This window comes from Pseudomonas sp. A25(2017), from assembly GCF_002001065.1.
Taxonomy (GTDB): Bacteria; Pseudomonadota; Gammaproteobacteria; order Pseudomonadales; family Pseudomonadaceae; genus Aquipseudomonas; species Aquipseudomonas kilonensis.
This window is the reverse complement of the sequence record NZ_MUOA01000046.1, coordinates 289073-313530: the sequence shown is the minus strand read 5'-3', so window position 1 is coordinate 313530 and position 24458 is coordinate 289073. Positions and strand designations below refer to the sequence as shown.

The window sequence follows — 24458 nt, the reverse complement described above, 5'->3', positions numbered from 1 at the left end:
ATCCCGGCATGGATGCCGGGATAGCCGCGCTGGGCCATGGATGGCCCTTCGCGGCGGGCCCACGGAGCAATGCCGGAGTGAGGGCATGCCGAGCCTAGGCGAGGCACCAAGTGGTGGGGCAAAAGCGTTTTGCTTACTTTTGCGCTCTTCAAAAGTGAGCCGCTGTAAGAGCGGAACCGTCAGCCGCCGTTACCAAAAAAACGGATATACACACCACCCATCCAGAAAAACGCAAATAGATTCTTCCCCAAAAAAAGCCTCAACTACCCTCGCCAACAGCCAGAATAGTCGCCACCAACGCCAGAGCCCGAGGCACCAGCGTATCCAGTTCCAGATACTCACGATCGGTATGGACCTTACCCCCCACCGGCCCCAGCCCACACAGGGTTGGAATACCCAGGCTGGCAGTGAATCCAGAGTCGGCACAACCACCGGTGAATTCGCCTTCAACGCTGAAACCCAGCGCCAGGGCCTTTTGTTGGTAGATGCGCAGCAGCCGTTCGCTGTGACAGGCTTCCATCGGTAGAAAGGTGGTCGCTTCCTTGAGAATGGCGCAGGTACCGATCAGCTCTTCTTCCGCGACGATGCCCAGGATTGCGCTAAAAATCTGATCCCAGTGCTCGAGTTCGATAAAGCGCACGTCCAGCCGGGCAGAGGCGCTAGGCGCGACGGTGTTGCTGGAGGTGCCACCGTCTATCAGGCCAACATTGGTCGTGATGCCTGCCGCGTAATCGGTCAAGGCATGCAGCTTGACGATCTTGCGTGCCAGGGCTTCGATGGCACTGGCGCCGTCGGCATGGTTGACCCCGGCATGCGCCGCGCGGCCGCTGACTTCGATGATCAGCGTGGCGCCGCCTTTGCGTGCGCTGACCACGTTGCCGCTGGCCCGGCCGGGTTCGGTATTGAGCACGGCACGCGCGCCACGGGCGGCTTTTTCGATATGGGTTCTGGCGCTGCCGGAGCCGATTTCTTCGTCTCCGGTGTACAGGACCTGCACCGGATAGGGCAACTGACCGGCGCGCTTGAGTGCCTTGAGCGCGAAGCAATTGAGCACCAGGCCGCCTTTCATGTCGGCGACGCCGGGGCCATAGGCGAGGTTGGCGTCGCGGCTGTAGCCGCGCGTCGTGGTGGTGCCTTTGGGGAACACCGTGTCGCGATGGCCCAGCAACAGCACCGGCTTTCCAGAGGCGCCTGGCACTTCGGCAAGCATCACGTCGCCAAAACCATCGACCGGCATGCGCTTGAGCAGGATGCCGTCGGCTTCCAGTTCAGCCGCGAGCAGTGCGCCCACCGCGTCGACGCCCGCCTTGTCATAGCTGTTGGAGTCGGTGTCGACGATACGCTGCAGCAGCGCTTCCATGGCGTGGCGCTGGCCGGCAAGCCAGTCCAGCGCCTGTTGTGGCGTGGCGCTCATTGCGCCTGCTCCCGCAACTGATGCTCCTGGGTCAGGCGTGCCGCATCGTTGCCCAGGTCCCAGAACAGACCGGCCATGATTTGCAGGCTTTCCTTGACCACCGGTGCCAGCAGGTGCTCGTTCGGCGCATGTTGCGAGCAGGCCGGGTACGAGTGCGGCACCCACAATGTTGGCAGGCCGAGCACGTCCGCGAACACGTCGTTGGGCAGCGAGCCCCCGAGGTTTGGCAGCAGCGCAGGTTTTTTGCCGGTGGTCTGTGTCAGAGAGCTGAGTGCCCAATTGACCCACGGGCTTTGCGGGTCCAGCCGAGTGGCATGCATCACATCGATACGGCTTTGCTTGACCTCGACATTGCTGAAGCCATGAGCATCCAGGTGGGCACGCACAGCCGGGATAAAGGTCGTGTAGTCGCTGTTCACCACGAAGCGGATATGGCAGTGGGCGTTGGCTTTACCAGGGATCGCATGCACGGGGGCGTCCGGGTTGCCGGTCTTGAAGGCGATGACGTCGAGGGTGTTCCAGCCGAACACTTTTTCGCTCAGCGAGAGCTGCGGGTTACCCCAGTTGGCGTCGATGTCCGGATCGCCTGGCCCGCCACCCACGTCAATATCAGCCAGCGCCTGGCGAACCGGCTCCGGCAGTGTTTCGGGCTGCAGGCCGGCCACCTTCACCCGGCCCTGCTCATCGATCATGCTGGCGATGGCATTGGCCAGAATGATGCCAGGGTTAGCCAGCAACCCACCCCAGTTGCCAGAGTGATGGGCGCCTTCGCGCAAATTGACCACCAGCTCGAAGTTGAACACCCCGCGTGAACCGAGAAAAATCGTCGGTCGGGATGCCGCCAGGCGCGGGCCGTCCGAGGCGATGAAAACATCCGCCGCGAGCTCTTCGCTGTGGGCGGCACAGAACGCATTCAAGCCCGGCGAGCCTTCTTCTTCGCCCATTTCCAGCAGCAGTTTGACGTTAAAACCCAGCTTGCCGTCGCGAGCCTTGAGCGTTTGTTCCAGCGCGGTCAGGTTGATCAGGTGCTGGCCTTTGTTGTCCGCCGTGCCGCGGCCGTACCAGCGATCGCCTTCGACCGTGACTTGCCACGGTGACAGGCCTTCACGCCATTGCGCTTCATAGCCGCGCACCACATCTCCGTGGCCGTAGCTCAGTACGGTCGGCAGTTCTGGATGCTCAATGCGTGTGGCGATCATGAAGGGACCACGCTCTGCCACCGGGTTGTCATAGATCTTGACGCTGAAGCCCATGGCCTTGACATGCGGGGTGATGAAGTCATTGAGGTAGCGATACAACTCGGGCTGGCTGTCCGTTGCCTGGCTTTCGGTGGGCAAGGCGACGCTACGTTCGAGCAGATTGAAAAAGGCGCCGTTGTCGAATTGCTCTGTGGTGTTGCTGATGGCCAATGAACGACTCATGAGTGGACAAGCTCCAGTGTTTGGGCAGGATTGTCGTGAAGGTGGCAACGCACGTTGCCGCCGATAATGGAATCATTGGCCGGGTAGGCCGTTTTGCACGGTGCGAAGCAGCTCGGGCAGCGCGGGTGGAAGGCGCAACCGGACGGCGGTGACATCGGATTGGGAAAGGTGCCGTGCAGGCCGATATCGGGAATGCCCAGGTGTGGATCGGGCGTGAGCACCGAATCCAGCAAGGCGCGGGTATAAGGGTGGCCGGGTTCAGCAAACAACGATTCGCGCGTACGTTCTTCGACGATGCGCCCCAGGTACATCACCGCGACCCGGTCGGCGAGGTGTTCGATGACCGCCAGGTTATGGCTGATCAGCAGGTAGGTCAGGCCGAATTCGCGCTTGAGGTCTTGCAGCAGGTTGAGAATCTGCGCCTGCACCGACACATCCAGTGCTGAGGTGGGCTCGTCGCAGATCAACACATCGGGGCGCATGATCAGCGCTCGTGCGATCGCGACTCGCTGGCGTTGTCCGCCGGACAGCTGGCTCGGGTAGCTGTCGATCACCCGCTTGGGCAGGCCGACCACATCAAGCATCGCTTCGGTCTTCTTGCGCCGCTCGGCAGGGCTGCCGATGTCATGCACGATCAGCGGCAGGGTAATGATTTCGCGCAATGTCTTGCGTGGGTTCAGCGAGGAATACGGGTCCTGGAATATCGGCTGGATGTGCCGGGACATTGCCTTGCGATCAGTCGCCGCCAGATGTCTGCCGTTGACCAGTACATCGCCGCTGGTAGGCGGCAGCAGACCGAGCAGTAGCTTGGCCAGGGTACTTTTTCCGCAACCGGACTCACCGACCAGACCGAGGGTCTCGCCCCGCATCAGACGCAGGGAAACGCCATCTACGGCTTTCAGGGTGGCGGCGGGTTTGAAAAAGCCCTGGTTGATCCGAAACTCGCGGCGGATGTCACACAGCTCCAAAGCGATGTCTTTTTTCATGACCGTGCACGCTCCTGAAGGCGAATCGGTGCCGGGGCCGGTGCGGCGAACAGGCAGCGCGCCATGTGTCCGTCCTGTTCGACTTCGGGGATGTTCTGCGCGCAGGTCGGTATCGCCTGAGCGCAACGATTGCGGAACGCACAACCTTGCTGTTCGCCTACCAGGCTCGGCACCAGGCCTGGAATCGAACCCAGCGCCTCACCCGGTTTGGTCCGGCCAGGGATTGGAATGCTGGCCAGCAGACCACGGGTGTACGGATGCTGCGGGTTCTCGAACAGTTGCAGGGCAGGGGCGGTTTCGACGATTTCCCCGGCATACATCACGGCGACCCGATCGGCGATCCGTGCCACCAGCCCAAGGTCGTGGGTGATGAAGATCACCGCCAGGCCGAGTTCTTTCTGAATGTCGCGGATCAAGCGCAGGATCTGCGCTTGAATGGTCACGTCCAGTGCCGTGGTTGGTTCATCGGCGATGATCAGGTCCGGTTCGCACATCAACGCCATGGCGATGATCACCCGCTGGCGCAAACCGCCAGACAGTTGATGCGGATACTGCCGCAAGCGCTCGGTGGCATTGCTGATGCCGACTTTCTCCAGCATCCGCCCGGCGCGAACCAGGGCCTCCTTGCGCGACACCTGGCGATGCCGGGTCAGCACTTCGCTGAGTTGATCGCCAATGCTGTAGGCCGGGTTCAGCGAGGTCATCGGTTCCTGGAAGATCATCGCCAGGCGATTGCCGCGCAGGTCGCACATGTGCCGTTCGCTCTGGCCGATCATGTCGATACCGTCCAGCGTCAGTCGGGACGCCGTACGTTTGGCCTTGCGTGGCAACAGGTCCATCAGCGCCAGCGACGTCAAGGATTTACCGCAGCCGGATTCGCCGACGATGCACAGCATTTCACCGCGCTCGACTTCAAAGTTCAGGCCGCGCACAGCATGCAGCGTGTCATCCGGCGTTGGGCTGTTGCCCATGGGGATATCCACGCGCAGGTTTTCTACATGGAGTAGTGCCATGTTAGGTACCTTCTATCAGTTACGGCCGTCGGGCAGGATCAGATCGCGCAGGCCATCGCCGACCAGGTTGATGCCCAGCACCAGGATCATCAGGGCGACACCGGGAATGGCGATGACCCACGGGGAAAAGAACATGTAGGGTTTGCCTTCGGCGATCATCAAGCCCCAGGACGGCGTCGGCGGCTGCACACCCACCCCGAGGAACGACAGTGCCGACTCCAGCAGGATCGCGTGGGCCATTTCCAGCGTTGCGACGACGATCAGCGCGCCGACCAGATTGGGCAGGATTTCGCTGACCAGAATGCGCAGGGTCGAGCAGCCCAGCGCCTGGGCCGAGGCCACATATTCAGCATCGCGAATCTGTTGCACCGAAGCCCTGACCACCACCGCGAAGCGATCCCAGAGCAGGCAGCCGAGCAGCACAATCACCACTTTCAGCGAGCCGCCCATCAGCGAGGCCGAGGCCAGTGCGACCATCACGACCGGCATCGCCAGCCGGGTGGTGATCAGGTAGCTGATGAACGCATCGACCTTGCCGCCGTAGTAACCCGCCAACAGCCCCATGACGGTGCCGATAAAGCCGGAAATAAGCGCCGCCGCAATGCCGATGAACAGTGAAATACGTGCGCCGTAGAGCAGGCGTGACAGGTAATCGCGGCCCAGCTTGTCGGTTCCCAGGACGTATTCCCAGGTGCCGTTGGCCATCCATACCGGCGGCTTCATACGCAGCATCACGTCTTGTGCGTAAGGGTCATAAGGTGCCAGCCACGGCGCGAAGAGTGCTCCCGTGAAGATGATCAGCAACAACACCGTGCCGATGGCGAAACCACGATGACGAAAGCTCTTGCCAAGTACTCGGCTCAGGCTGCTGGGGGGTGGCAGGTAGTCATTGATCGCGAGGGTAGTGGGGGTGCTCATGTAAGCCTCCTAGCGCACGCGAATGCGCGGGTCGAGCAGTGCGTTGAGCACATCGGCCAGCAAGGTGAGGATGATGTAGATCACCGCAATCAGCAGGACCACGGCCTGTACCACCGGAAAGTCATCACGGGCAATGGCGTCCCAGGCGAGCTGTCCGATACCTTGCAGGGAGAACACGGTTTCGATCACTACCGAACCACCGAGCATGAAGCCAAACTCCACCGCCGCCAGGGCGACGACCGGAATCAAGGCGTTGCGCAGTGCATGCTTGAACAACACGCGGGCCGGGCGCAGACCCTTGGCGCGGGCGGTGCGGATGTAATCGGAACTGAGCACATCGAGCATGCCGGCACGGGTCAGACGCATGATTGCCGGCGTCGCGTAATAGCCCAAGGCAATGGCCGGCATGACGAAGTGCAGCATCGTCGAGTTGCCGGACACCGGCAGCCACTTGAGCGTCACCGCGAACACTACGATCAACATCAGCGCAAACCAGAAACTGGGCATTGCCTGACCCAGCACGGCGATGCTCAAGGCCAGTCGGTCAACCCAGGTGTCGCGTTTGACCGCGGCCAGCACACCCAGTGGAATCGCCACCAGCAAGGCGATAGCCAGCGCCATGGCACCTAACCCGAGGGTAATCGGCAAGCGGCTGGCGACGAGGTTGTAGACCGACTCCTGAAAGAAAAACGAGTTGCCCAGGTCCAGCCGCAACAAATCGCCCAGCCAGTTGAAGTACTGGGTCGGTAGCGGTTTGTTCAAACCGTATTGCACGCGGATCTGTTCGATCTGCTCGCTGGTGGCTTCCGGTCCGCCAATGGCCGTGGCCAGGTCGCCGGACAGGTGCAAAAGAGAAAAGCTGATCACCGACACGGTAATGGCAACGCAAATGGCGATGCCCAGACGGCGCAGAAGGAATCCAAGCATGGCAAGTTTCCTCATATCCAATGGATGACAGGTGTGAGGACGTGTCCGTGGTGCGGGTCAGTCCGCAGCCACGGCACCTCTCGATCAATCCGCTCGGTGGCGGATTACTTCCAGCTGGACTGAACGAAACGCGGCAGCTCATCCGGGTACGACGTGAACGCCAGCTCGGAGGTGTAGGCGTAGTTCATCGAGTAGTTGAACAGCGGCGCCCAGTACGCCTGTTCGCTGATGCGCTGCAACGCCTTGCGGTAGTTGTCCTTGCGCAATTGCGGGTCGAGGGCGTTGTCAGCGGTCTGCAACCAGCCCTGGACTTGCGGATCCTTGATGTTGTCGTCCGGATTGCCCTTGAACCAGGTGCCCGCCGACGCCGAGGTGTCGAGGATCGAGAACGAGCCCCAGGCCTGAAACGACATCGGCACCTTGCCGCCACGTTGCTGATCGCGCAGGGCGGCGTACTTCAAGTAGCGCAGCTTGGCGTTGATGCCCACGGCCCGCAGGTTGCCAATGATGGCTTCGACGTAATCACGGTCGCGATAAGCGAAGATTTCTGTCTCGAAGCCATTGGGGTAACCGGCTTCGGCGAGCAGCGCCTTGGCCTTGGCCGGGTCGTAGTTGTAGACCGTGGCCGCGGTGGTATCACAGCCGAACTGGCCTGGATAACAGGCCACCTGCAAGGGCTTGGCTTCGCCGCCCACCAATTGCGTGGCCAGCGCGTTGCGGTTGATCGCATGGTTGATGGCCTGACGCACCTTGAGCTGCTTCATCGGCGAGTTTTCCGTGGAGGTGCCTCGCGCATCAAGAATCAGGAAGCCAATGCGCATGGTTTCGCCGCTGGTCACGGTCAGGTTCGGCATACCTTTAAGGTCGACTGCCTGGTCCGGGGTTACACGCCACGTCCAGTCGACACCCTCGGTCATCAACTCGGCCAGGCGGGTTTCTGCATCCGGAATCACCCGGAACTTGAGATGGCCGATATGCGGCTTGCCTTGTGGGCTGTCCGGAAAGTAGTCCTTGTTGATCTCCATGGTCACGCCTTCGCCAGCCACCACCGACACGGCTTTATACGGCCCGGTACCCACTGGTTTGCGGCTGAATTCAGCCAGGCCGACCTTCTCGAAGTACTGCTTGGGGAACATCGGAACGGCGTTGGACAGGTATTCCAGTGCCGGAGGGAAAGGTTTTTTCAAATGCAGGCGGACGCTGTAGTCACCGGTTTTTTCGGCGCTCTTGATCCAGTCTACGTTTTGCACGGTAACGACTTTCGCTTCGGGCGACACCACGTAGTTGAGGGTGAACACCACGTCGTCGGCGGTGAACGTGTCGCCGTTGTGAAATTTGACGCCTTTGCGCAGCTCAAAGTCGAGGGTGGTGTCGTCGACCTGCTTCCAGCTAGTGGCCAACATGGGTTTGTATTCGCCGCTGGTGGGGTCGCGGTAGATCAGGTTGTCCCAGATCAGCCGGCCGAGAATCACCCCTTCGCGCAAATCGTTGTGATAGGGGCTGATGTTTTCAGGCTCGCTGTCGGAAGCGTAAACCAGGGTGTCGTTGGCTTTACCGGCATGCGCCGGAAAACTGCTGATGAAGCCCATCAGCGCAATACTGCAGGCGAAACCTTTGATGCCCATGCCGTCGTCTCCGTTGGCGAGAGTGGTTGAATCAAAGGGCAGCGAATCGCAAATGCGTAGAAGGAGGATGAGAAGGTCAGGTCATGTTTTTTTGGTCTGGACACGAATGTAGGGAAAGGCTATCAATGCCACAAGAATAAAATTTCGATACTTGCATTGCCGAAAAGGCAATTCTTGGGGGCGCCGATGCAGCTGTATGGTGTGCAGTCCACGGCACTGCGTTATTTTCTGGAAGTCGCGCGATGCGGATCGATCAGCGAAGCCTCCGTGCGCTTGAATGTCGCCGCATCAGCAGTGAGCCGACAAATTGCCAAGCTTGAGTTGGCCCTGGATGCCAGTCTGTTTGAGCGTCGCGCCCGAGGCATGGTGCTCAGCGAGGCGGGGGCGCGGCTGGCGGCTTATGCGCGCAAGTCGCAGCTTGAGGCCGAGCAGGTGGTGCTGGAGATTACCGAGCTGCATGGCTTGCAGCGGGGCCATGTGCACGTTGCCTGCTCGGAAGGGTTTGCACTGGAGTACATGCCCAGGAGCATCAGCGCATTCAGGCGTGAGTATCAGGGCATTCATTTCACCTTGGAGGTCTGTGCGCCGGCCGAAGCGACCGAGAAGGTGCGTTCCGGCGAAGCCGATCTGGCGATGACCTTCAGCCTGACGCCGCAAAAGGAAATCAAGGTCGAACATGTCCTGAGCGGGGCGATTTTTGCCGTGGTCGCCAATTCCCATCCCTTGGCCGGGCGTGAAGCGGTCAGCCTCGCTGAGCTGCAGCCCTGGCCCATTGCGTTACCCAAGGCCGACACCACGATACGGCAGCTATTCGACATCTGTTGCGGTGTACAGGGGTTGTTGTTCGACCCGGTGTTGACCACCAACTACGTTGCCGCGCTCTATAGCTTCGTTCGCGAAGAAGGCGTTATCAGCCTGGCCAGCGAAATGACCTTGCAAAAGCAGGTGGCGGACGGGGTCCTGCAATGCGTGCCGATCCTTGACGAAGGCATGCAGGCACGCCGCATCGAACTGCAAAGCATGGCGGGGCGCAATCTACCGGCAGCGGTGTGTGCCTTCAGGGATTTTCTGATTGCGGATCTGGCGAAAGCGAAGCGCTGAGTCGGGTGAATTTTTGAACATCAGCCGCCGCGCTGTATCTGCTCCAGTATCAGGCTGTCGGTGATGTTCATGTCGTCCAGCAGCAGAAACATCTTGCTCAGCACCTCGGCCATTTTTCTGTCGGTGTCGGCGAACGGCAGGTAGAACTCCGTGGAGCTGCTGCCTGCGGGCACGATGCACAGGTAGTTGCCAGGTTCGATATGGATGGCCGCGCTGCCCAGGTGAATGCGGTAGTTCGCACGCTGGCCGGTAATGTGCAGAAAATGCCCTTCACATTTAACGTTTTGCAACCCTAGCCCCTGAACCAACTCACCGACCAGTTCGGCGCGTCGTTGCAGGGTTTCTTGGCTGGTGCTGTAGTCGTCTGCGGTGTGGGCCACGGAGACCAGCAGGTCGGCGTCGCGCATGATTTCCGAGAACAGCAGCGGTGGTACTTGCTCAAGGGGTAGGGCTTTTTGGTCGCGGTAGAACGCAATCGTGTCGAAGGTAAAGTGTTCTGTTTCCGAGAGGTAATGGCCGGTGTCCAGAAAGTTGAACGTGGCGTATATGCCGTGCTCTTTGCTCTCGTAGTAGATGTCCTCGACGCTTGAGGTCGACCAGTTGCGGACCTGCAGCAACCGGGCGGCGACTTTACCTTTGAGGCGGTGACCGGCAAATCGGTTGGACCACAGGCCGGTGTCTCGCTCAGCAGGTGTTAACAGGTACAGCTCGCGAAAGGCCTGTTTGAACGGCTGCACGCGGCGATGGGTCACCACTTCTTTCTGCCAGGCCGACAGTTGTCCGGCCGTGAACAGATGAAAAGGGTGAGCGATACGCAGAGTCCTTTCAGCGATGTGTTGGCGGCCTTCCAGGTCAGTCACCGTCAGTGTTGCGGCATCGAGCCAGCCCAGCGCAGCGTCGTCGGCCTGCACAATCAGCTGTTCGAGCAGCAGGCGAACCGCGGGCATTTTCAACAGCGGCTTCAGGTCGTCCAGAGCCAGGGTTTCGCCGCTGCTCATCATCGCTTCCAGGGTGCGGCAGAAACGGGCGATCTGTTCCTTGAGCTGGGTCTGCTGCGTTTTGAGGGCAATGAAGTCTGGGTTTTTGCGCACCGCCGGCGGTGCGGTCTTGAGTGTCTTTGCGGCTTTGCAGATGTGCAGCGTGGGCGACAAGCCGTCGATGATGAGCGTGATGTCATAGCCATCGATGGTGGCAGCCGTCAGCGCGGATTCGGCGATCTGCGATTCCATGGCCCATTCCAGGCGAATCGCCGAGGGGTAACCGGCGGCACGCGCCAGGTTTTCCAGGCCTGCCTGCACCGCTGCGTGGGAGTTGGCCTGTCGCTGAGCGCCGTATTTGCGCACCTCTTTGTGCAGCTTCTTGAGTGTCAGATAGCGCTGGCGTACGTCGTCCGGCCCCGTGACGGGCAGCAGGCCATAGATGCGCATTGCCGGCTGTGCGTGGCGGGACAACTTCTTTTCCAGCGCCGGTCGACCGATGCCCTGGTAGGCGTCGAGCAGCACACGCGTCTCGGGAAACGCCCAGTGCGAGGGTTCGAGCGCCGCGAGGTATTCGCGCAGGTGGTCGGGGTCGGCCTCGGCCAGTGCCTTGTCCAGCAGGTAGCGGTCCACCACACCCACGGTTTCATCCAGCGTATTGGGCAGGTCGGTGCCCCAGCCGGATTGAGGTGCCAGGGCAATGTTCAGGTATTCACGCTGGAAGGCTTGCAGATCACTCCAACCGAGCGCGTCGAGCACCATTCGGCTGGCTTGTCCGGCGTAGGGCAGGGCGGTCAGCAGGCTATTTCTGGAAAAACCGGTTAGCGCCGCGAGCAGCTCTGCCGATGGGTTCCTGGGCAATTGCTGAAGCGACAGGAAGCGCTCGAGCACCGCGGCCGTGTAGCCGAATCCGTCGAGAAAGTTATCCGGCGTCATGCCCAGTCGTTCGACGACCGCCAGGGCCTGCAACAACCAGCGGGTCTGATACACCTCTACCGAACGGAAGGTGTCAGCCAGCTTCTCGGCGTTAGCGGGCAATCCAGCCAGGGCGTCCTCGACATAACGAACGGTGAAGTTCACCAGTTCAGGGGGCACCGCAGCAGCTTCTTCAGTGGGGGGCTCATCGCTCTGGGACGACTCATCATCGAGGCCTTCGTCTTCCGGGGCCTCGTCGTTTGAATCGTCCTCGTCGAACGCTTCCTCGGCGTACCGATCCAGGTCCACATCATCGCTGTCCAGCCCGGTGTCGTCGCAATAGAACATCATGGCGCGGCCCCAGGTATTGGCTGCCCGGACGAAGCGAGGGTAGTCGAGGCGGCCCGCTTCCAGCAGGCCCAGCGCGATGCGCTGGATTTCCTTGTGCACGTAGATATACGCGTCGGCGATTTTCCTTTGTTCGTCACCGGGCGTTGAAGGGGGCTGCTCGCGGTTCCAGCTGCCGTCCAGCAACCATTCGGCGAAGGTCTGCAAGGCCGGGGTGGGCGGGTAATTGCTCAGGCGATTGATGCACGCCGGGACGTCGGGGAAGGCCCAGGCCTGATCCGGGCTTCTTCGGTAATAGGCCGGGCCATCTTCGTCAGTGGGCAATGGATAGTCACTGTCCTCGAAAGCAAATTGCAGCATGTGCTGCAGTCGCGCGCAGATCTGCGCCAGTGAATAGGCATCCGGGTGAGCCGTGATCCACGCATCGCAGAGTCGATGTTGCAGTCCATAGCGCTGTTGATCGCGACGGTCCTCCAGATCGTCCCAAACGGTCGGGAACACAAAACCATCAGCCAGCGCTTTGGGCCCCTCCTGGGGATGCAGCCTGACCCAGTCATCGGCTATGCGCAGGCAGTCGATGCCGTCCCAGAAATCGGGCTCGAATTCGTCATACTGGCTGAGCTCGGGATAGTCATCCAACGCGCTATCACAGAATGCTCGCAGCGCAGCGAGGCGTGTGGCTTGATCGGGCACAGGGCGGCGTGATTGCATGAGGGTATCCGAGGGAAGTGAACGACGAAGATCAACCGCCAATCAGCGGCACGAGGCGGATAAACGCGAGCGTGGAAGGGGGGCTCAATTCGATTGTCTCATCGAGACTTTGCAGCATGACGCCGTTGTGCAGAACGCGGAACGCACGGGCTTCAAAACCCTTCAGGGCTCGCTCGACTTCAACGCCGACATCCAGGTCTGGAGGTGTGCTGGCTTGGGGCATGACCACCGCGCCTTCACTGGCTTGCTGAAGAACGTCCCGCTCGCTCAGGTATTGGCGGTCGAGCACTTCACGCAGCGACACGTGTTCCAGCCAGTGCTGGACCGACAGCGCGGCGATCTGCTCGGCAACGGTCAGGCGAATGAGCTCGGCGACCGTCAAGGTCAACGAACTCGGTGTCAGGGTGACAGGGGGCAGCAAAGGCTCCTGGCGTGCGCCTTTCAGGCAATAGCTATGAACCACTAACTCCATGACGCATTCCTTGCAAGCCAGGCCAGCCGGGGGGATGGCGCATTAGCATATCCGGGTCTGCAATAAATTTCATCGCGCTGCGCGCTCGGGCGGAGTAATAGAAGCCTGATAGGTGAACGATTATGGTTGGCATGAATCCATCGCATGCTCCGGTGTTGTGGCTGCGATCTCAACAGTGCCTGACTACATCCAGAGCAGGCGTGCCGGTCGAGACGTCTATTTAATGTGTCTTTAAAGGTTCAGGGCTTAGGCGGTGAGAGCGGAGTCGGCAAGATGGGCGTTACTGCCGCACTACGGCAGCTATTCAAGGATTCACGAAATAGATGAAGCAACTCGTTCAAGAAAGCTACCAAGGGCCCGTGCCAAATGTCGGTAGAGGGGCTGCTGTCCATATAACTTTATGAGCAGCTTCTCTTGATTTTCATTATAAAAATACAACCAGCCAATTTGATGGTTCATACAGTATTCTTTAGGTTGTCACCAAACCGTTACATAAAAGGTTTCACGCCGATAAGCATTCACTGTCATCGAATTTATGTATCACCATTCTCGATGGCAAAAAGAGCTTGTGCTCGTGAAAAATAAAGGTTAAAAATTGGATCCAATATGGAGCTCGGCTCTTCGGTAGCCTTAGGCTGCTGATTGTCGTTCATAGGCCTTTTATGGATGAGGACTTTAGTCCCAGGGACGGTTGATTTGAATCCAATGCATACTGAGTCTGACAGCTATAGCACGCCAAGGGCTAGGAGTGGGTGATAGCTATCTGAATATTTGTACTTGTCCTTCACGGGTCGCATGAACCTGGGTGTTGACTATGCGCGGCAAATAATGGCTGCGCTAATGATGGCTCCTGCGACCGCTCATGTTCGAAAAGCGCAGCACGCCTTGCTACGTTGGTACTATGAAAAACAAAGCAATTACGTCGAACGTTCTACTCATGGGGGCTGCGATTATTTGGGGGTGTGCGTTTGTTCCTCAAAAAATTGGCATGGATGCAATTGGACCTTTTTGGTTTACAGCCATACGCTTTGCTATCGGAACAACTCTGATACTGCCTTTGCTTTATTTTGAGAAAGACACCGCCAAGCTCACCTCAAAGGATTGGATGAAAGGGATTGCTGTGGGTGTAATCCTTTTTGGTGGGATAAATCTTCAGCAGGTGGCTTTAATCTATGCGTCAGTAGCCAATACTGGCTTTATTACTGGCCTCTACGTCGCGCTCGTGCCTTTACTTTGCCTGTTTGCTGGGCAGCGCCACGGCGCCGGACTTTGGGTTGGTGTGATTTTAGCGATGATTGGTCTGTATTTGCTGAGTGTCCATGGCGCATTGCAAGTTAACCCCGGCGATCTGCTTACGTTGCTCAGTTCTATTTTTTGGGCGTTGCAAGTGATAGCTCTTTCTTCTTTCTGTCACAGTCTGCCGCCGATTAAACTTGCGATAATCCAGTCAGGAACATGCGTACTAATGTCGTTGGTACTTGCACTTTTTGTGGAGCCTATATCCGGCCAGATGGTTCGAGACGCCTACATTCCGTTGCTATATGGAAGCGTGATGTCAGTCGCGGTAGGTTTTACTTTGCAGATTCTGGCTCAAAGACATATCAAGGCAGCACATAGCGCGATCATTCTTAGCACGGAGTCCGTGATCGCCGCAGTCGCAGCCTGGGCCATCCTCGGAGAAACTCTGGGGACCAGGGAGGTTTTAGGATGCGTCCTGATATTGGCGGGTACTCTTATAGCTCAATTTTCCGGTGCACAGTTGAGTACAGCCCCCGTGCCCAGCGCAGAGGGAAGGCAAGTGACGGAAAGCGTCTGAATCTTTTATCCGCTTGAGACCAAGGAGAGGGCAATGACCGCTTTAGAGAAAACGCTGCTGTCAGAAGAAGAGCGCGAATCGATGACAGCTAATCCCGCAAGGCAGGACGAAGCATTTTTGAAAGGCGCCTATGCGTATCTGTCAAACACTGCTCTGACTGCAAGATACTCTGTAATTTCCGGAATTATCGAAGAGTATGATTGCGACCGAATACTTGACGTAGGTTGCTACACCGGAGGATTAAGAGCTTCTCTGAATCGCCACAGGGCATACCATGGAATCGATATTTCGACGCATGCGATATTAGACGCTCGTAAAAATTACTCCAACTTTGAGCGAACTCGCTTTACCGTTGGTGATGTTCGTACAGTCAGGTTTCTCGAGGAAAGTTTCACCTGCGTCGTATGGGCCGGTATCGGATTTGGTTATTCGCAGACCGACAATCAGTCTTTTACAGACCTGTTTGATAAGACATGTGAGTTTTGCAGCGAAGAGGGGATCTTGATTTTTGAATGCATAGAAGGATACTCTTGGATACAAGCCCATATAGAGAGGGTGAGTAAAATTCTCAATGTGCTACAGGTTACATATCCGTTGGCTACAGTTCATAATAAACGCACATTGTTTGTTTCTAGAAAAATCTGAAGCAAAAAAACGCTGCTATTCATAGCAGCGTTTTTTATTAGCTCAATTTGTTTTCCGTCAATCTAAGTTGATTGCCAAACGGGTCGGCTATTTGCAGTGTGGTCGATGCCTCGGTATGACTTACAATGACAAGTTTTCCAGCCGGCAATCGGGTGCGAAGCTCAAGATAAAACTGATCAATACCTGATACATGAACCATTACTACCGCGCCTGGCTCTGCATCACCTTCGTGTTCGGTGAGATGCAGAACTAGTTTGTCTTTTCGGATTTGCAAATACACAGGGTGGTTTCGCTGCTGATAGATCCAGTCTATTGTAAAGCCTAGGCAATCTACATAGTGCTCTCGAGCGAGCCGCTCTGAGGAAATTTTGAAAACCGGTATGGCAGTTGCAAGTTCCATGCGTGCGTACCTGATGTTGTCCTTTCCGGAGATTACTTAAATTGAAGTATTAGATCAAGTGTAACGTTGAGCGAAATGGCAGTGCCTAATGATGGTCTAAGCGGTGAGCTCGAAAACTACGGTTTTCGTTATCAGCGCTTCTTAATCCCGCGTTGAGTAAATCTGCGTTGTCAGTCAAGCCCCGGCAAACACCTTCGAATGAACTTTTCCACTCGCAGTGATAAGTCCATGGATTATGAAACCAATATCTCGCCATAGAGTTGCACCAACGAACGAGCAGCGGCATTCGTCAAATACATGGGGTTCACTTCATTCGAACTAAATCCAGGGTGGGTGGTGACTTGGCAGTACATTGCCTGGCCCAGGGGGAGGTCAGAAAACGGTTTTCTTGAAGGGCGAGCGGATACGCCCCGATAGAACGACAAAATGGCGAGCACCTGTACGACGACGGCTCCTGTCACGACGGTGACGGCGACGATGGTGAAGGCGGAGTGCCCATGCGTCCTGCCAGACTGAGTCGCTGTTTCATCAATTCGATCGAAGAAGGCCTGGCGTACAGGGCGGATTTGAATCGCCGACTCGACTTGACAGGACTTTCACCGGACAGCCCGTTGCCCGCGTTGCCGGAGGAGTCTGAGTTTGATGGCATTCGAACTGAGCGTTGGTCAAAAGCTCCAGTACCTGGCTACTGATCGGAACGGCGGAACACCTTGCCGATAAGCTTTCAGCGTTATACGAATCGAATGCCGTCGATGGCTACAACCTCATGTTTCCGTTTTTGCCAACGGACTTCGAAGTATTCAAGCGCGGCGTGGTGCCTTTGCTGCAAGCCAAAGGAGTTTTCCGCAAGGAATATGAACCTTTGGCTTCCATCGACAGCGTCACCTACGACTATCTTGCAAGAGACAACAGTGACGAGATAAAAGGCCTGAAGATCCTGGCGCGAAGTGTGCGCAGTCCCTGCCTGCCTTACATCACGTCGATTCATTGAACGGCGACGGACGCAGATTCAATCAGGAGCGCAATGAACGAAGCGTTGAAACAGCTTCCTGAGGTTGCTCGAGCGCTGGCTATCAAGGAAGTCTTGCCGGCCAGTGAGGCTGACTATGAGTGTCTGCTGGAATATGAGCGCAGCGCGACCCATCGCGGCTTTTCATTTGTATTTTAGCGGTGCGCGCAAGAGTGATGTCTGATCAGGTCGTCAGGCTGTCATTGCACGATTGGTGGCAACAATTTGCTCATGAGTGAACTGACTGCCGGGGGCCATGAACTGGGCCAGAAGTGCGTCCCGGTTTTGAGGCGCTCTCAATTTATCAGCCGCGCATAAGGCTGATTTCAGCTCCGGTAGTGTTAGTTCTGTGCAGTACGCAGGCGTGCCTGGTTGCTGATGCCAGGAGCTCTCAAGGCTGCCAGCGGCAAGCGCGGTGAAGCCGGTATCCTCGACAAGATCCTGCGCAATTGCCTCAGCCTTGATGTCATCCCCAGCGACCGGCAAGGCGATGCGTGTTGAGGACCCGGCGGGTTGGCCTTTGTCGGCAAGTGTCGCTGCGAGGAGGGCGTTCCATGCCTTAATGACCGGGCGGCCAATTTGCTCGCTTACCCAGACGCTTTCGGGTTTGCCGTCGTCAACTTCCTTGATTGCCCCGTCACGTCCCGGATAGTAATTGGACGTATCAATGACGACGACTTTCTCGGGAACATGGCTCAACGTCTGCTTGAGATCAGGGTATTTGGCGAAGGGAATCGAGAGGATAACAACGTCCACCTCGGACACCGCCTCTTTCTTGGCCACCGCCTGTACACCGATTTCGTTGGCAAGGTTCTGAATGCTCTGCGGGCCCTTCGAGTTGGCCAGTTTAACTTCATGGCCGCACGCTGCTAGCTTACGGGCAAGGGTAGCCCCGATGTTGCCTGCGCCGATAATTCCGATTTTCATTCCAATACCTCCTCGCATAAAACACTATTCAGTTACCGCTTGGCTGGGTGTGCGAATGAATTAAGCGTGTCGCGAAGATCCAGCAATTCTTCAGGCGTCAGCTGACAGGCGGATTCAATCTTTTCAGTAATTCCCCAAAGCTCATGCCGAAGTGCCTCGCCTGCGTGAGTGAGCGCGATGAGCACGCGACGTTCATCGGCTCGGTCACGCGTTCGAGTCACAACGCCAAGCAACTCCAGCCTCTTCAAAAGCGGCGTGATGGTTCCGGTGTCCATGCCGAGCTTTGTACCGAGATCTCCCACTGCGCGAGGCTGTGCAGTGAAAAGCTCGAGCATCACAAGGTACTGGGAGAATGTCAGGCCAAATGGCTCCAAAAGCGGCTTATGCAGCCGCGCCATTCGGTTTGCTGCGCCGTAGAGAGCAAAAGACAATTGCTGGCCTACCTCGCGTTTCTGGAAATCACCTTGTTTTGTCATTTGTCTAGTCAGCTATTATCTAGTGCGCTACATAAAGTAGCGCACATGTCTCAACGCTTCAACCACACGGGGTAAGAATCTCCTTCAGGCGCTATTCAAACAAGCGGTGGCCCATCAAGGCAGGTACCACTGACACGGTTAACCTCATTCTGCCGGTGCTTTGTATCCCGCAAGCATGTTCAATATCTCATCATGCGCACCGTTCGCTTCAGCAAGCCGCAATGGTTTGGCGCGTTCGACGACAAGTTCCCGTGGGGTCGGGGTAATCTCGAGTAGCTCGAAGATTTCGTTCAAGAACTCGTCCAAAGGCATGGCGTGTTCGTCATTTTCCTGCCCAAGCAAAGTGGTGCGCACACCCGGTGGCGCAAGCTCGATAACCTCGACTGACGAGTCCTCCAACTGCACGCGAAGACTTTGAGTGAATGAATGGACGGCCGCTTTGGTTGCGCTGTAGGTCGGTGTTGCAGGCAGCGGGACGAATGCCAACGCCGAACTGACATTGATGATCGTTGCACTGGGTTGCTTGATCAGTTGGGGAGTGAATGCGTACACCATGCGAATCGTGCCCAGCAAGTTCGTGGTCACGATATCTTCGGCGGTGCTTAGGTTTTGCGGATCAGTCAGATCCTCCCAGTGCATGATGCCCGCGTTATTTATGAGCACGTTCAGATTCGGGTGGCTGATCGCAAGCGCTTCGCTGGTGCGCTGGATGGATTGTGGATCGCAGACGTCCAGCAATACCGATTCAAGACCTGGATGTTCCGACACAATCTTGTCGAGCAGAGCCTTGCGCCGTCCCGCGATGATGACGTTGTTTCCCGCCTTGTGAAGCCTGAGCGCCAGACCAAGGCCGATGCCTGAGGTGCTGCCGGTAACCAGGATCGTGTTGCCAGTGCTGTTCATAGTAAACTCCGGTAAGGGTATTCAAGCGGACAACTGTCCACTTATTGAAAAATTACCGGACAACTGTCCGCTTTGCAATGCAGCGAAGGGAAAAACTTTGCCCAGGAATGACGAATTGGCGATGCGTTCTGACGCCAAGAAAAACCGAGAACGAATTCTGAAGGTCGCTGTGACGGAGCTGACACTCGATCCTGCGGTCCCGCTGAGCGCAATTGCGAAGAAAGCCGGCGTGGGGCAGGGCACGTTCTATCGCCATTTCGCCAACAGAGAGGCGCTGGTCTTCGAGGTTTATCAATTCGAAATGCAGCAAGTGGCCTCGCTGGCCGAACAGCTGCTCGCTACAAAACCACCTAAGGAGGCCCTGCGAGAATGGATGGATTGCCTCGTTGAATATGCAATGACAAAGTCCGGACTTGCGACCGCGATTCGGCAAGCAGCCTCTACTTACGAGTTCCCAGGGAAGTCGGGATACGCCCCCGTCCAGGCAGCCGCCGAGTTGCTTTTGAGGGCAAATGAAAAGGCCGGAACGATTCGCAGCGGGGTGACCCACGACGACTTTTTTCTAGCCACTGCCGGAATATGGCAAATAGATTCCCAGGGCGAATGGCGCTCACGTCTCGCCAGATTGATGAACCTGGTCATGGATGGTCTATGCGCTGGCAGCCCCGAAAGCCTGAAGAAAGAACCGTCCAGCACTGAGTGACCGCAGGGAAGTAGAGCGACTATCAAGATCGTCTATCAAACGAAAGCGCAAGATTACTGCTGCTGCACCACGGCCGATCATGCCGTATTCGAAGCGGCATGACCGGGGCGCTTTGCGGATTACTTTTGCGCCAGCAATGCCTTTCTTGCTGCCTTTTCGTTTTTCATGGCGGCGATTTCACGCTCGCAGGCCTCGACATCGAACGAGTTGTCCCACTTGGCAATGGCGATGGTGCCAATGCCATTACCGATCAAGTTGGTCACCGCCCGCGCTTCGTTCAGGAACCGGTCGATGCCCAAGAGCAACACCAGGCCAACCAGGGGGATGGAGTGAATGGTTGTCAGCGTGGCAGCCAGCGTTACGAAGCCCGCGCCCGCCACGCCAGCCGAGCCTTTTGAGGTCAGCAGGAATACGCCCAGCAGAATCATCTGATCCACAAAAGTCAGTGGCGTATTGGTCGCCTGGGCGATAAAGATCGCGGCCATGGTGAGATAGATGCAGGTGCCGTCCGCATTGAAGGTGTACCCGGTTGGCAACACCATGCCCACGACGGATTTTTTGCAGCCAAGCTTTTCAAGCTTCACCATCATTCGCGGCAGCACGGCTTCGGTTGAGCAGGTGCCAAGGGTGATGAGAATTTCATCTTTGAAATAACGCAGAAACTGCATCAGCGGCATGCCCGACCAGCGAGCAACCGCACCCAGCACGACCACGATGAAAATCAAGGTCGTGAGGTAGAGCGCGACCAGCAACTGGCCGAGCGACAGCAAGGTACCGATTCCGTATTTGCCGATCGTGAACGCCATGCCGGCACCGGCACCAAGTGGCGCCAGGCGCATGACCATTGCAACGATCTTGAACAGGCCTTGCAGGAACAGATCAAGGGTGTTGATCAGCGGCTTGCTGGTTTCGCCCATTTGAACCAGGGCAACACCCATCAAGACCGAAAGCAGGATGACCTGGAGCATGACGCCATTGGAGAAGGCGCCGATGAAGGTTTGCGGGATGATATTGAGAAAGAACTCAATGGCGCCACCTTGCTCACTGGCAACTTGGCTGTATTTGCTGATGGCACCGCCATCCAGCGCGCTAGCGTTGATGTTCATACCGACGCCAGGCTTGACGATGTTGACCACGATAAGGCCGACGACCAGGGCGATGGTGGAAAGAATCTCGAAGTAGATCAGCGCTTTTACGCCAATCCGTCCGACCTCCTTGATACTGCCCATCTTGGCGATACCGACGACGACCGTACCGAAAATAATCGGCGCCAACAGCATTTTGATCAGTTTGATGAAACCATCGGCAAAAGGTTGGAGCTTGGCACCGATATCAGGCACGAAGTAACCGATTGCTGCACCGATCACGATGCCGATCAGCACTTGCACATACAGCTGGCTGTACCAGCGGGACTTGGAGATTTCCACGGGAGCACCTCATTTTATTTTTGTGATGGGCTGTGGCTTGGCGTCGAGAGGGGACACCGGGTGCTGCGGCCTCTTTGACAGAGACCGCAGATCGAGGGTGATCAGCCTTCGCCCAACTCACGCATGACGGCATACAAAGCGGATTTGGCTTCGAAGCCGACACCTGGAATATCCGGCAGGCCGACATAGCCGTTTTCCACCTGGATCCCGTCAGCGAAGCCACCGAAAGGCTGGAACACATCGGGGTACGATTCGTTACCGCCAAGGTGCAGACCTGCTGCGATGTTCAGGGACATCTGGTGACCACCATGCGGAACTACGCGACGGGAAGACCAACCCATTTCTTCCATCACCTTGAGGGTGCGCATGTACTCCACGAGCCCGTAGGACAGCGCGCAGTCGAACTGGAGATAGTCGCGATCGGGGCGCATGCCGCCGTGGCGCAGCAGGTTGCGGGCGTCCTGGTGGGAGAACAGGTTTTCCCCGGTGGCCATGGGCAGTTCATAGTGATTGGCGAGCTCGGCCTGGAGTGCGTAATCCAGTGGATCGCCGACCTCTTCGTACCAGAAGAGGTTGTACGGCTTGATGGCCTCGGCGTACGCAATACCGGTCTGCAGATCGAAACGACCGTTGGCATCGACGGCTAGCCGACGACCATCGCCAACCACTTCAAGCACCGCTTCGATGCGACGGATATCTTCGTCCAGCGGCACCGCACCGATCTTCATCTTGACGACGTCGTAGCCACGATCCAGATAGCTCTGCATTTCCGCCTTGAGCTTGGTCTGGTCTTTGCCTGGGTAGTAGTAGCCGCCCGCTGCATAGACCCAGACCTTGTCATCGGCCACGCCGTTACGGTAACGGTCGGCCAGCAGGCGATACAGCGGTTTGCCTTCAATCTTGGCGACGGCGTCCCATACGGCCATGTCGATGGTGCCCACCGCAACCGAGCGCTCGCCATGGCCGCCTGGCTTTTCGTTGGTCATCAAGGTTTTCCAGATGGCGAACGGGTCCAGGTTGTTGTTGGCATGGTCGATGAGCGTGTCTGGATCCGCTTCCGTAATGCGCGCCAGGAAACGATCACGCATCAATGCGCCCTGGCCATAGCGTCCATTGGAGTTGAAGCCGTAGCCGATGACAGGCTTTCCGTCGCGAATCACATCAGTGATGACAGCGACAACCGAGCACGTCATTTTCGAAAAATCGATGTAGGCGTTAGCAATCGGGGAGGCAATGGAAACAGTTTTTTCACGAATGTCTACGATACGCATGGCGGGGTCCTCTTGTTGTTTGTGGCCCCACGTTAGGCTTTGCGATGTCACCCGCCCAATGCTATTAATGCCGCACCCTATGCACAGGAGGCATGGCCCTTGGAACTCGTTTGGCTTGAGGATTTTTCAGCGCTTGCGGAGTACGGCAGCTTCGTTCGGGCGGCTGAAGCGCGGCACGTTACCCAGCCGGCATTCAGTCGCAGAGTGCGCTCGCTGGAGAGCTGGATGGGGGTGCAATTGTTCGTTCGAACGCCTCAAGGCGCGACGCTGACTGAAGCCGGAAGGCAAATTTTGCCCAGTGCCCAGGAGGCTGCCAGGCGCTTGTACAGAATGCGCAACGAGGCGCAAGAGGTCGCTGGAATGGCTGCCAGGTCGCTTCAATTTGCGGCAACGCATTCCCTGTCGTTTACATTTTTTCCCCGGTGGCTTCGAAGCTCGGAGAGCGGTGCGCCCATTGAGGCTGTGCAACTGCACTCCGATAGCATGGCTGTCTGTGAGCAGATGCTGATACATGGCCAGGTTCAGTTTCTGCTCTGCCATCGCCATCCCGATGTTCCACCTTTGCTCGCCCCAGATCAGTTCATCGGCAAAAAGGTGGGTGAAGACGTTCTTGTTCCTCTGGCGAGTGCTTCTGCCAACTTCGGTACCTCGCCTGCGGCATTGCCCTACCTGGCTTACACCCATGAGTCTGGACTGGGGCGTATCGTCGCCCACAGGCTGCGTGGCAAAGAAGATTACCTGCACCTCAAGCCACTTTTCAGCAGCCACCTTGCCGCGGTGCTGATGTCCATGGCTTTGGAAAGCAAAGGCGTGGCCTGGCTGCCCAAGAGCCTCACCGAGCAGGAAATGCTGGATGGGCGCCTAGTCAGGGCGCTCGACGAAAGCTGGGACATACCGCTGGAAATTCATCTGACCCGTCCAACAGCGCCACTCAGTCAATCGGCCGAAGCGTTCTGGGCTCGGGTGGGGCAGTGACCCGGCGCGTTTCATGTAACGCGCTGCGTTGCTCAATAAAAATAGAATTTGAGTGTGCAAATCGCCGCTGATCCCTTGCCGGGACCGCGGCGAAGTGTCGAGCGTGTCGCTACTTGTAATGTTGTTCAAACACCGCCAATTGCTCAGGCTTGATCAACTGAAAGGGCACCCAGACGTCCGTTTCCACCGGCTCTCCCTTGATCATCTTGAGCGCGGCCTGTACCGCGCTGGTCGCCTGGGCCTTGGGGTCCTGGAACACCGAGGCGACCAGCATCCCACGCTTGATCGCCGCCAGGCCGTCAGGCAAACCGTCGATGCCGACAATCGCGATCTCACCCTTGGCTTTGCCGGCCTGTTGCAAGGCCATGGCCGCACCGATGGCCATTTCGTCGTTGTTGGCGACGATGGCGTCGAAACGACTGCCCGCCAATAGCCAGTTACTGGTCAGGTCCATCCCTTTGTTGCGCTGCCACTCGGCGCTTTGCTGCTCGACAATCTTGATCCCCGGATAATCCTTGAGCACCTGTTTGACGCCTTCGGTGCGGTCGTGGGTGGCGTTTTGCGCCAGGTCGCCCATGATGATCGCGAGGTTGCCCTTGCCGCCGAGCTTTTCGGCCAGGTAGCGCATTTGCAGCTGTCCGGCCTCGATGTCGTTGGACGCGACCGTGACCACGCCTTTGGGCAAGGTGCGCTCGTCCGGGTGGCGGTTGACGTAGACCAGCGGCGTCTTCGCTTCGACCGCGGCGCGGGTGATATTGGCCGTGGCGGAGGTGTCCACCGGCAGGACAATGACCGCATCGACTTGCTGGTTGATAAAGCCCTGGACCTGGTTGAGTTGGCGCACCACATCGCCTTGGGCGTCCTCGAACTGAATCTGCACGTTTTCCTTTTTCGCGGCCTCGTCCAGGCCGTTACGCACGTAGGTCATGAAGTTGTCGTCGACCCTGGCGATGCTGACGCCGATGCGATAGTCGGCGGCGGCCCATTGGCTGAAGAACAAGAGCAGGGTGGCGAAAAGCAGTGTGCAACGACGCATGATGGTTTTCCTTTTGTTGTTATGGGTTGTACGTCATCAAGA

General features: G+C 57.5%; 23 protein-coding genes. 7 read left to right on the top strand and 16 right to left on the bottom strand.

The features are described from left to right. Nucleotides 1–259: 259 nt before the first annotated feature. The 7 genes from B0E42_RS08370 to B0E42_RS08340 form a co-directional block, all read right to left on the bottom strand. Complete coding sequence (locus B0E42_RS08370) at nucleotides 260–1414, bottom strand: M20 family metallopeptidase (protein ID WP_077506201.1); 1155 nt, start codon at nucleotides 1412–1414, stop codon at nucleotides 260–262. Beyond that, entirely contained in the window at nucleotides 1411–2835 is a 1425-nt protein-coding gene (locus B0E42_RS08365) for a M20 family metallopeptidase (protein ID WP_003200498.1), read from the bottom strand. The genes B0E42_RS08370 and B0E42_RS08365 overlap by 4 nt, the downstream gene beginning before the upstream one ends. After that, complete coding sequence (locus tag B0E42_RS08360; protein ID WP_053178911.1) at nucleotides 2832–3821, bottom strand: ABC transporter ATP-binding protein; 990 nt, start codon at nucleotides 3819–3821, stop codon at nucleotides 2832–2834. The genes B0E42_RS08365 and B0E42_RS08360 overlap by 4 nt, the downstream gene beginning before the upstream one ends. Beyond that, nucleotides 3818–4834: an ABC transporter ATP-binding protein gene (locus B0E42_RS08355; RefSeq protein ID WP_077506200.1), complete on the bottom strand. Its 1017-nt coding sequence runs from the start codon at nucleotides 4832–4834 to the stop codon at nucleotides 3818–3820. Before B0E42_RS08355 ends, B0E42_RS08360 begins: the two co-directional genes overlap by 4 nt. 15 nt (nucleotides 4835–4849) lie before the next feature. Next, the gene (locus tag B0E42_RS08350; protein ID WP_014338928.1) at nucleotides 4850–5752 is read right to left on the bottom strand and encodes an ABC transporter permease; all 903 of its coding nucleotides are present in this window, start codon (nucleotides 5750–5752) and stop codon (nucleotides 4850–4852) included. 9 nt (nucleotides 5753–5761) lie between these two features. Then, a complete protein-coding gene (locus B0E42_RS08345; protein WP_014338929.1) occupies nucleotides 5762–6679 on the bottom strand; it encodes an ABC transporter permease in 918 nt (305 codons plus the stop codon). A 104-nt stretch (nucleotides 6680–6783) separates the two neighbouring features. Beyond that, nucleotides 6784–8304, bottom strand: coding sequence for an ABC transporter substrate-binding protein (locus B0E42_RS08340; protein ID WP_077506199.1), 1521 nt, complete (start codon nucleotides 8302–8304; stop codon nucleotides 6784–6786). A gap of 186 nt (nucleotides 8305–8490) precedes the next feature. Here B0E42_RS08340 and B0E42_RS08335 point away from each other — a divergent pair, with 186 nt between their 5' ends. Then, nucleotides 8491–9405: a LysR substrate-binding domain-containing protein gene (locus B0E42_RS08335; RefSeq protein ID WP_038855938.1), complete on the top strand. Its 915-nt coding sequence runs from the start codon at nucleotides 8491–8493 to the stop codon at nucleotides 9403–9405. A gap of 20 nt (nucleotides 9406–9425) precedes the next feature. Here the strand turns inward: B0E42_RS08335 and B0E42_RS08330 are convergent, their stop codons facing one another. Together B0E42_RS08330 and B0E42_RS08325 are read right to left on the bottom strand one after the other, a co-directional pair. Beyond that, complete coding sequence (locus tag B0E42_RS08330) at nucleotides 9426–12356, bottom strand: DUF4132 domain-containing protein (protein WP_077506198.1); 2931 nt, start codon at nucleotides 12354–12356, stop codon at nucleotides 9426–9428. A 31-nt stretch (nucleotides 12357–12387) separates the two neighbouring features. After that, complete coding sequence (locus B0E42_RS08325) at nucleotides 12388–12828, bottom strand: hypothetical protein (RefSeq protein ID WP_077506197.1); 441 nt, start codon at nucleotides 12826–12828, stop codon at nucleotides 12388–12390. Between the two features lie 901 nt (nucleotides 12829–13729). Here B0E42_RS08325 and B0E42_RS08320 point away from each other — a divergent pair. Together B0E42_RS08320 and B0E42_RS08315 are read left to right on the top strand one after the other, a co-directional pair. Further along, on the top strand, nucleotides 13730–14644 hold the full coding sequence (locus tag B0E42_RS08320) for a DMT family transporter (protein ID WP_168188499.1): 915 nt from the start codon (nucleotides 13730–13732) through the stop codon (nucleotides 14642–14644). A 33-nt stretch (nucleotides 14645–14677) separates the two neighbouring features. Further along, nucleotides 14678–15289 (top strand): class I SAM-dependent methyltransferase, encoded by a 612-nt coding sequence (locus B0E42_RS08315; protein WP_053178921.1) that lies wholly within the window; start codon nucleotides 14678–14680, stop codon nucleotides 15287–15289. A 37-nt stretch (nucleotides 15290–15326) separates the two neighbouring features. On the opposite strand, the gene B0E42_RS08310 is transcribed toward B0E42_RS08315, so the two are convergent. Next, nucleotides 15327–15689: a glyoxalase superfamily protein gene (locus B0E42_RS08310; protein WP_018605286.1), complete on the bottom strand. Its 363-nt coding sequence runs from the start codon at nucleotides 15687–15689 to the stop codon at nucleotides 15327–15329. A gap of 661 nt (nucleotides 15690–16350) precedes the next feature. On the opposite strand from B0E42_RS08310, the gene B0E42_RS08305 reads away from it, so the two are divergent. Further along, nucleotides 16351–16680, top strand: coding sequence for a Luciferase-like, subgroup (locus tag B0E42_RS08305; protein WP_018605284.1), 330 nt, complete (start codon nucleotides 16351–16353; stop codon nucleotides 16678–16680). 33 nt (nucleotides 16681–16713) lie between these two features. Continuing rightward, nucleotides 16714–16857: a hypothetical protein gene (locus B0E42_RS31055; RefSeq protein WP_156331360.1), complete on the top strand. Its 144-nt coding sequence runs from the start codon at nucleotides 16714–16716 to the stop codon at nucleotides 16855–16857. Between the two features lie 33 nt (nucleotides 16858–16890). Here B0E42_RS31055 and B0E42_RS08300 read toward each other — a convergent pair whose 3' ends face one another. The 3 genes from B0E42_RS08300 to B0E42_RS08290 all read right to left on the bottom strand — a co-directional run bounded on the left by B0E42_RS08300 (nucleotide 16891) and on the right by B0E42_RS08290 (nucleotide 19004). After that, the gene (locus B0E42_RS08300) at nucleotides 16891–17625 is read right to left on the bottom strand and encodes an NADPH-dependent F420 reductase (protein WP_077506196.1); all 735 of its coding nucleotides are present in this window, start codon (nucleotides 17623–17625) and stop codon (nucleotides 16891–16893) included. A gap of 32 nt (nucleotides 17626–17657) precedes the next feature. After that, entirely contained in the window at nucleotides 17658–18101 is a 444-nt protein-coding gene (locus B0E42_RS08295) for a MarR family winged helix-turn-helix transcriptional regulator (RefSeq protein WP_018605279.1), read from the bottom strand. 144 nt (nucleotides 18102–18245) lie between these two features. Further along, nucleotides 18246–19004 (bottom strand): SDR family oxidoreductase, encoded by a 759-nt coding sequence (locus tag B0E42_RS08290; RefSeq protein ID WP_018605277.1) that lies wholly within the window; start codon nucleotides 19002–19004, stop codon nucleotides 18246–18248. A gap of 121 nt (nucleotides 19005–19125) precedes the next feature. Here B0E42_RS08290 and B0E42_RS08285 point away from each other — a divergent pair, with 121 nt between their 5' ends. Beyond that, nucleotides 19126–19707, top strand: coding sequence for a TetR/AcrR family transcriptional regulator (locus B0E42_RS08285; RefSeq protein ID WP_053179362.1), 582 nt, complete (start codon nucleotides 19126–19128; stop codon nucleotides 19705–19707). A gap of 119 nt (nucleotides 19708–19826) precedes the next feature. Here the strand turns inward: B0E42_RS08285 and dctA are convergent, their stop codons facing one another. Next, on the bottom strand, nucleotides 19827–21134 hold the full coding sequence (dctA, locus tag B0E42_RS08280) for a C4-dicarboxylate transporter DctA (protein ID WP_024618054.1): 1308 nt from the start codon (nucleotides 21132–21134) through the stop codon (nucleotides 19827–19829). Nucleotides 21135–21235: 101 nt separating this feature from the next. Then, nucleotides 21236–22405: a mandelate racemase/muconate lactonizing enzyme family protein gene (locus B0E42_RS08275; RefSeq protein WP_024618055.1), complete on the bottom strand. Its 1170-nt coding sequence runs from the start codon at nucleotides 22403–22405 to the stop codon at nucleotides 21236–21238. A gap of 99 nt (nucleotides 22406–22504) precedes the next feature. Here B0E42_RS08275 and B0E42_RS08270 point away from each other — a divergent pair, with 99 nt between their 5' ends. Next, entirely contained in the window at nucleotides 22505–23380 is an 876-nt protein-coding gene (locus B0E42_RS08270; RefSeq protein ID WP_053178931.1) for a LysR family transcriptional regulator, read from the top strand. Nucleotides 23381–23489: 109 nt separating this feature from the next. Here the strand turns inward: B0E42_RS08270 and B0E42_RS08265 are convergent, their stop codons facing one another. Next, nucleotides 23490–24416: a sugar ABC transporter substrate-binding protein gene (locus B0E42_RS08265; RefSeq protein ID WP_077506195.1), complete on the bottom strand. Its 927-nt coding sequence runs from the start codon at nucleotides 24414–24416 to the stop codon at nucleotides 23490–23492. Between the last annotated feature and the right edge of the window lie 42 nt (nucleotides 24417–24458).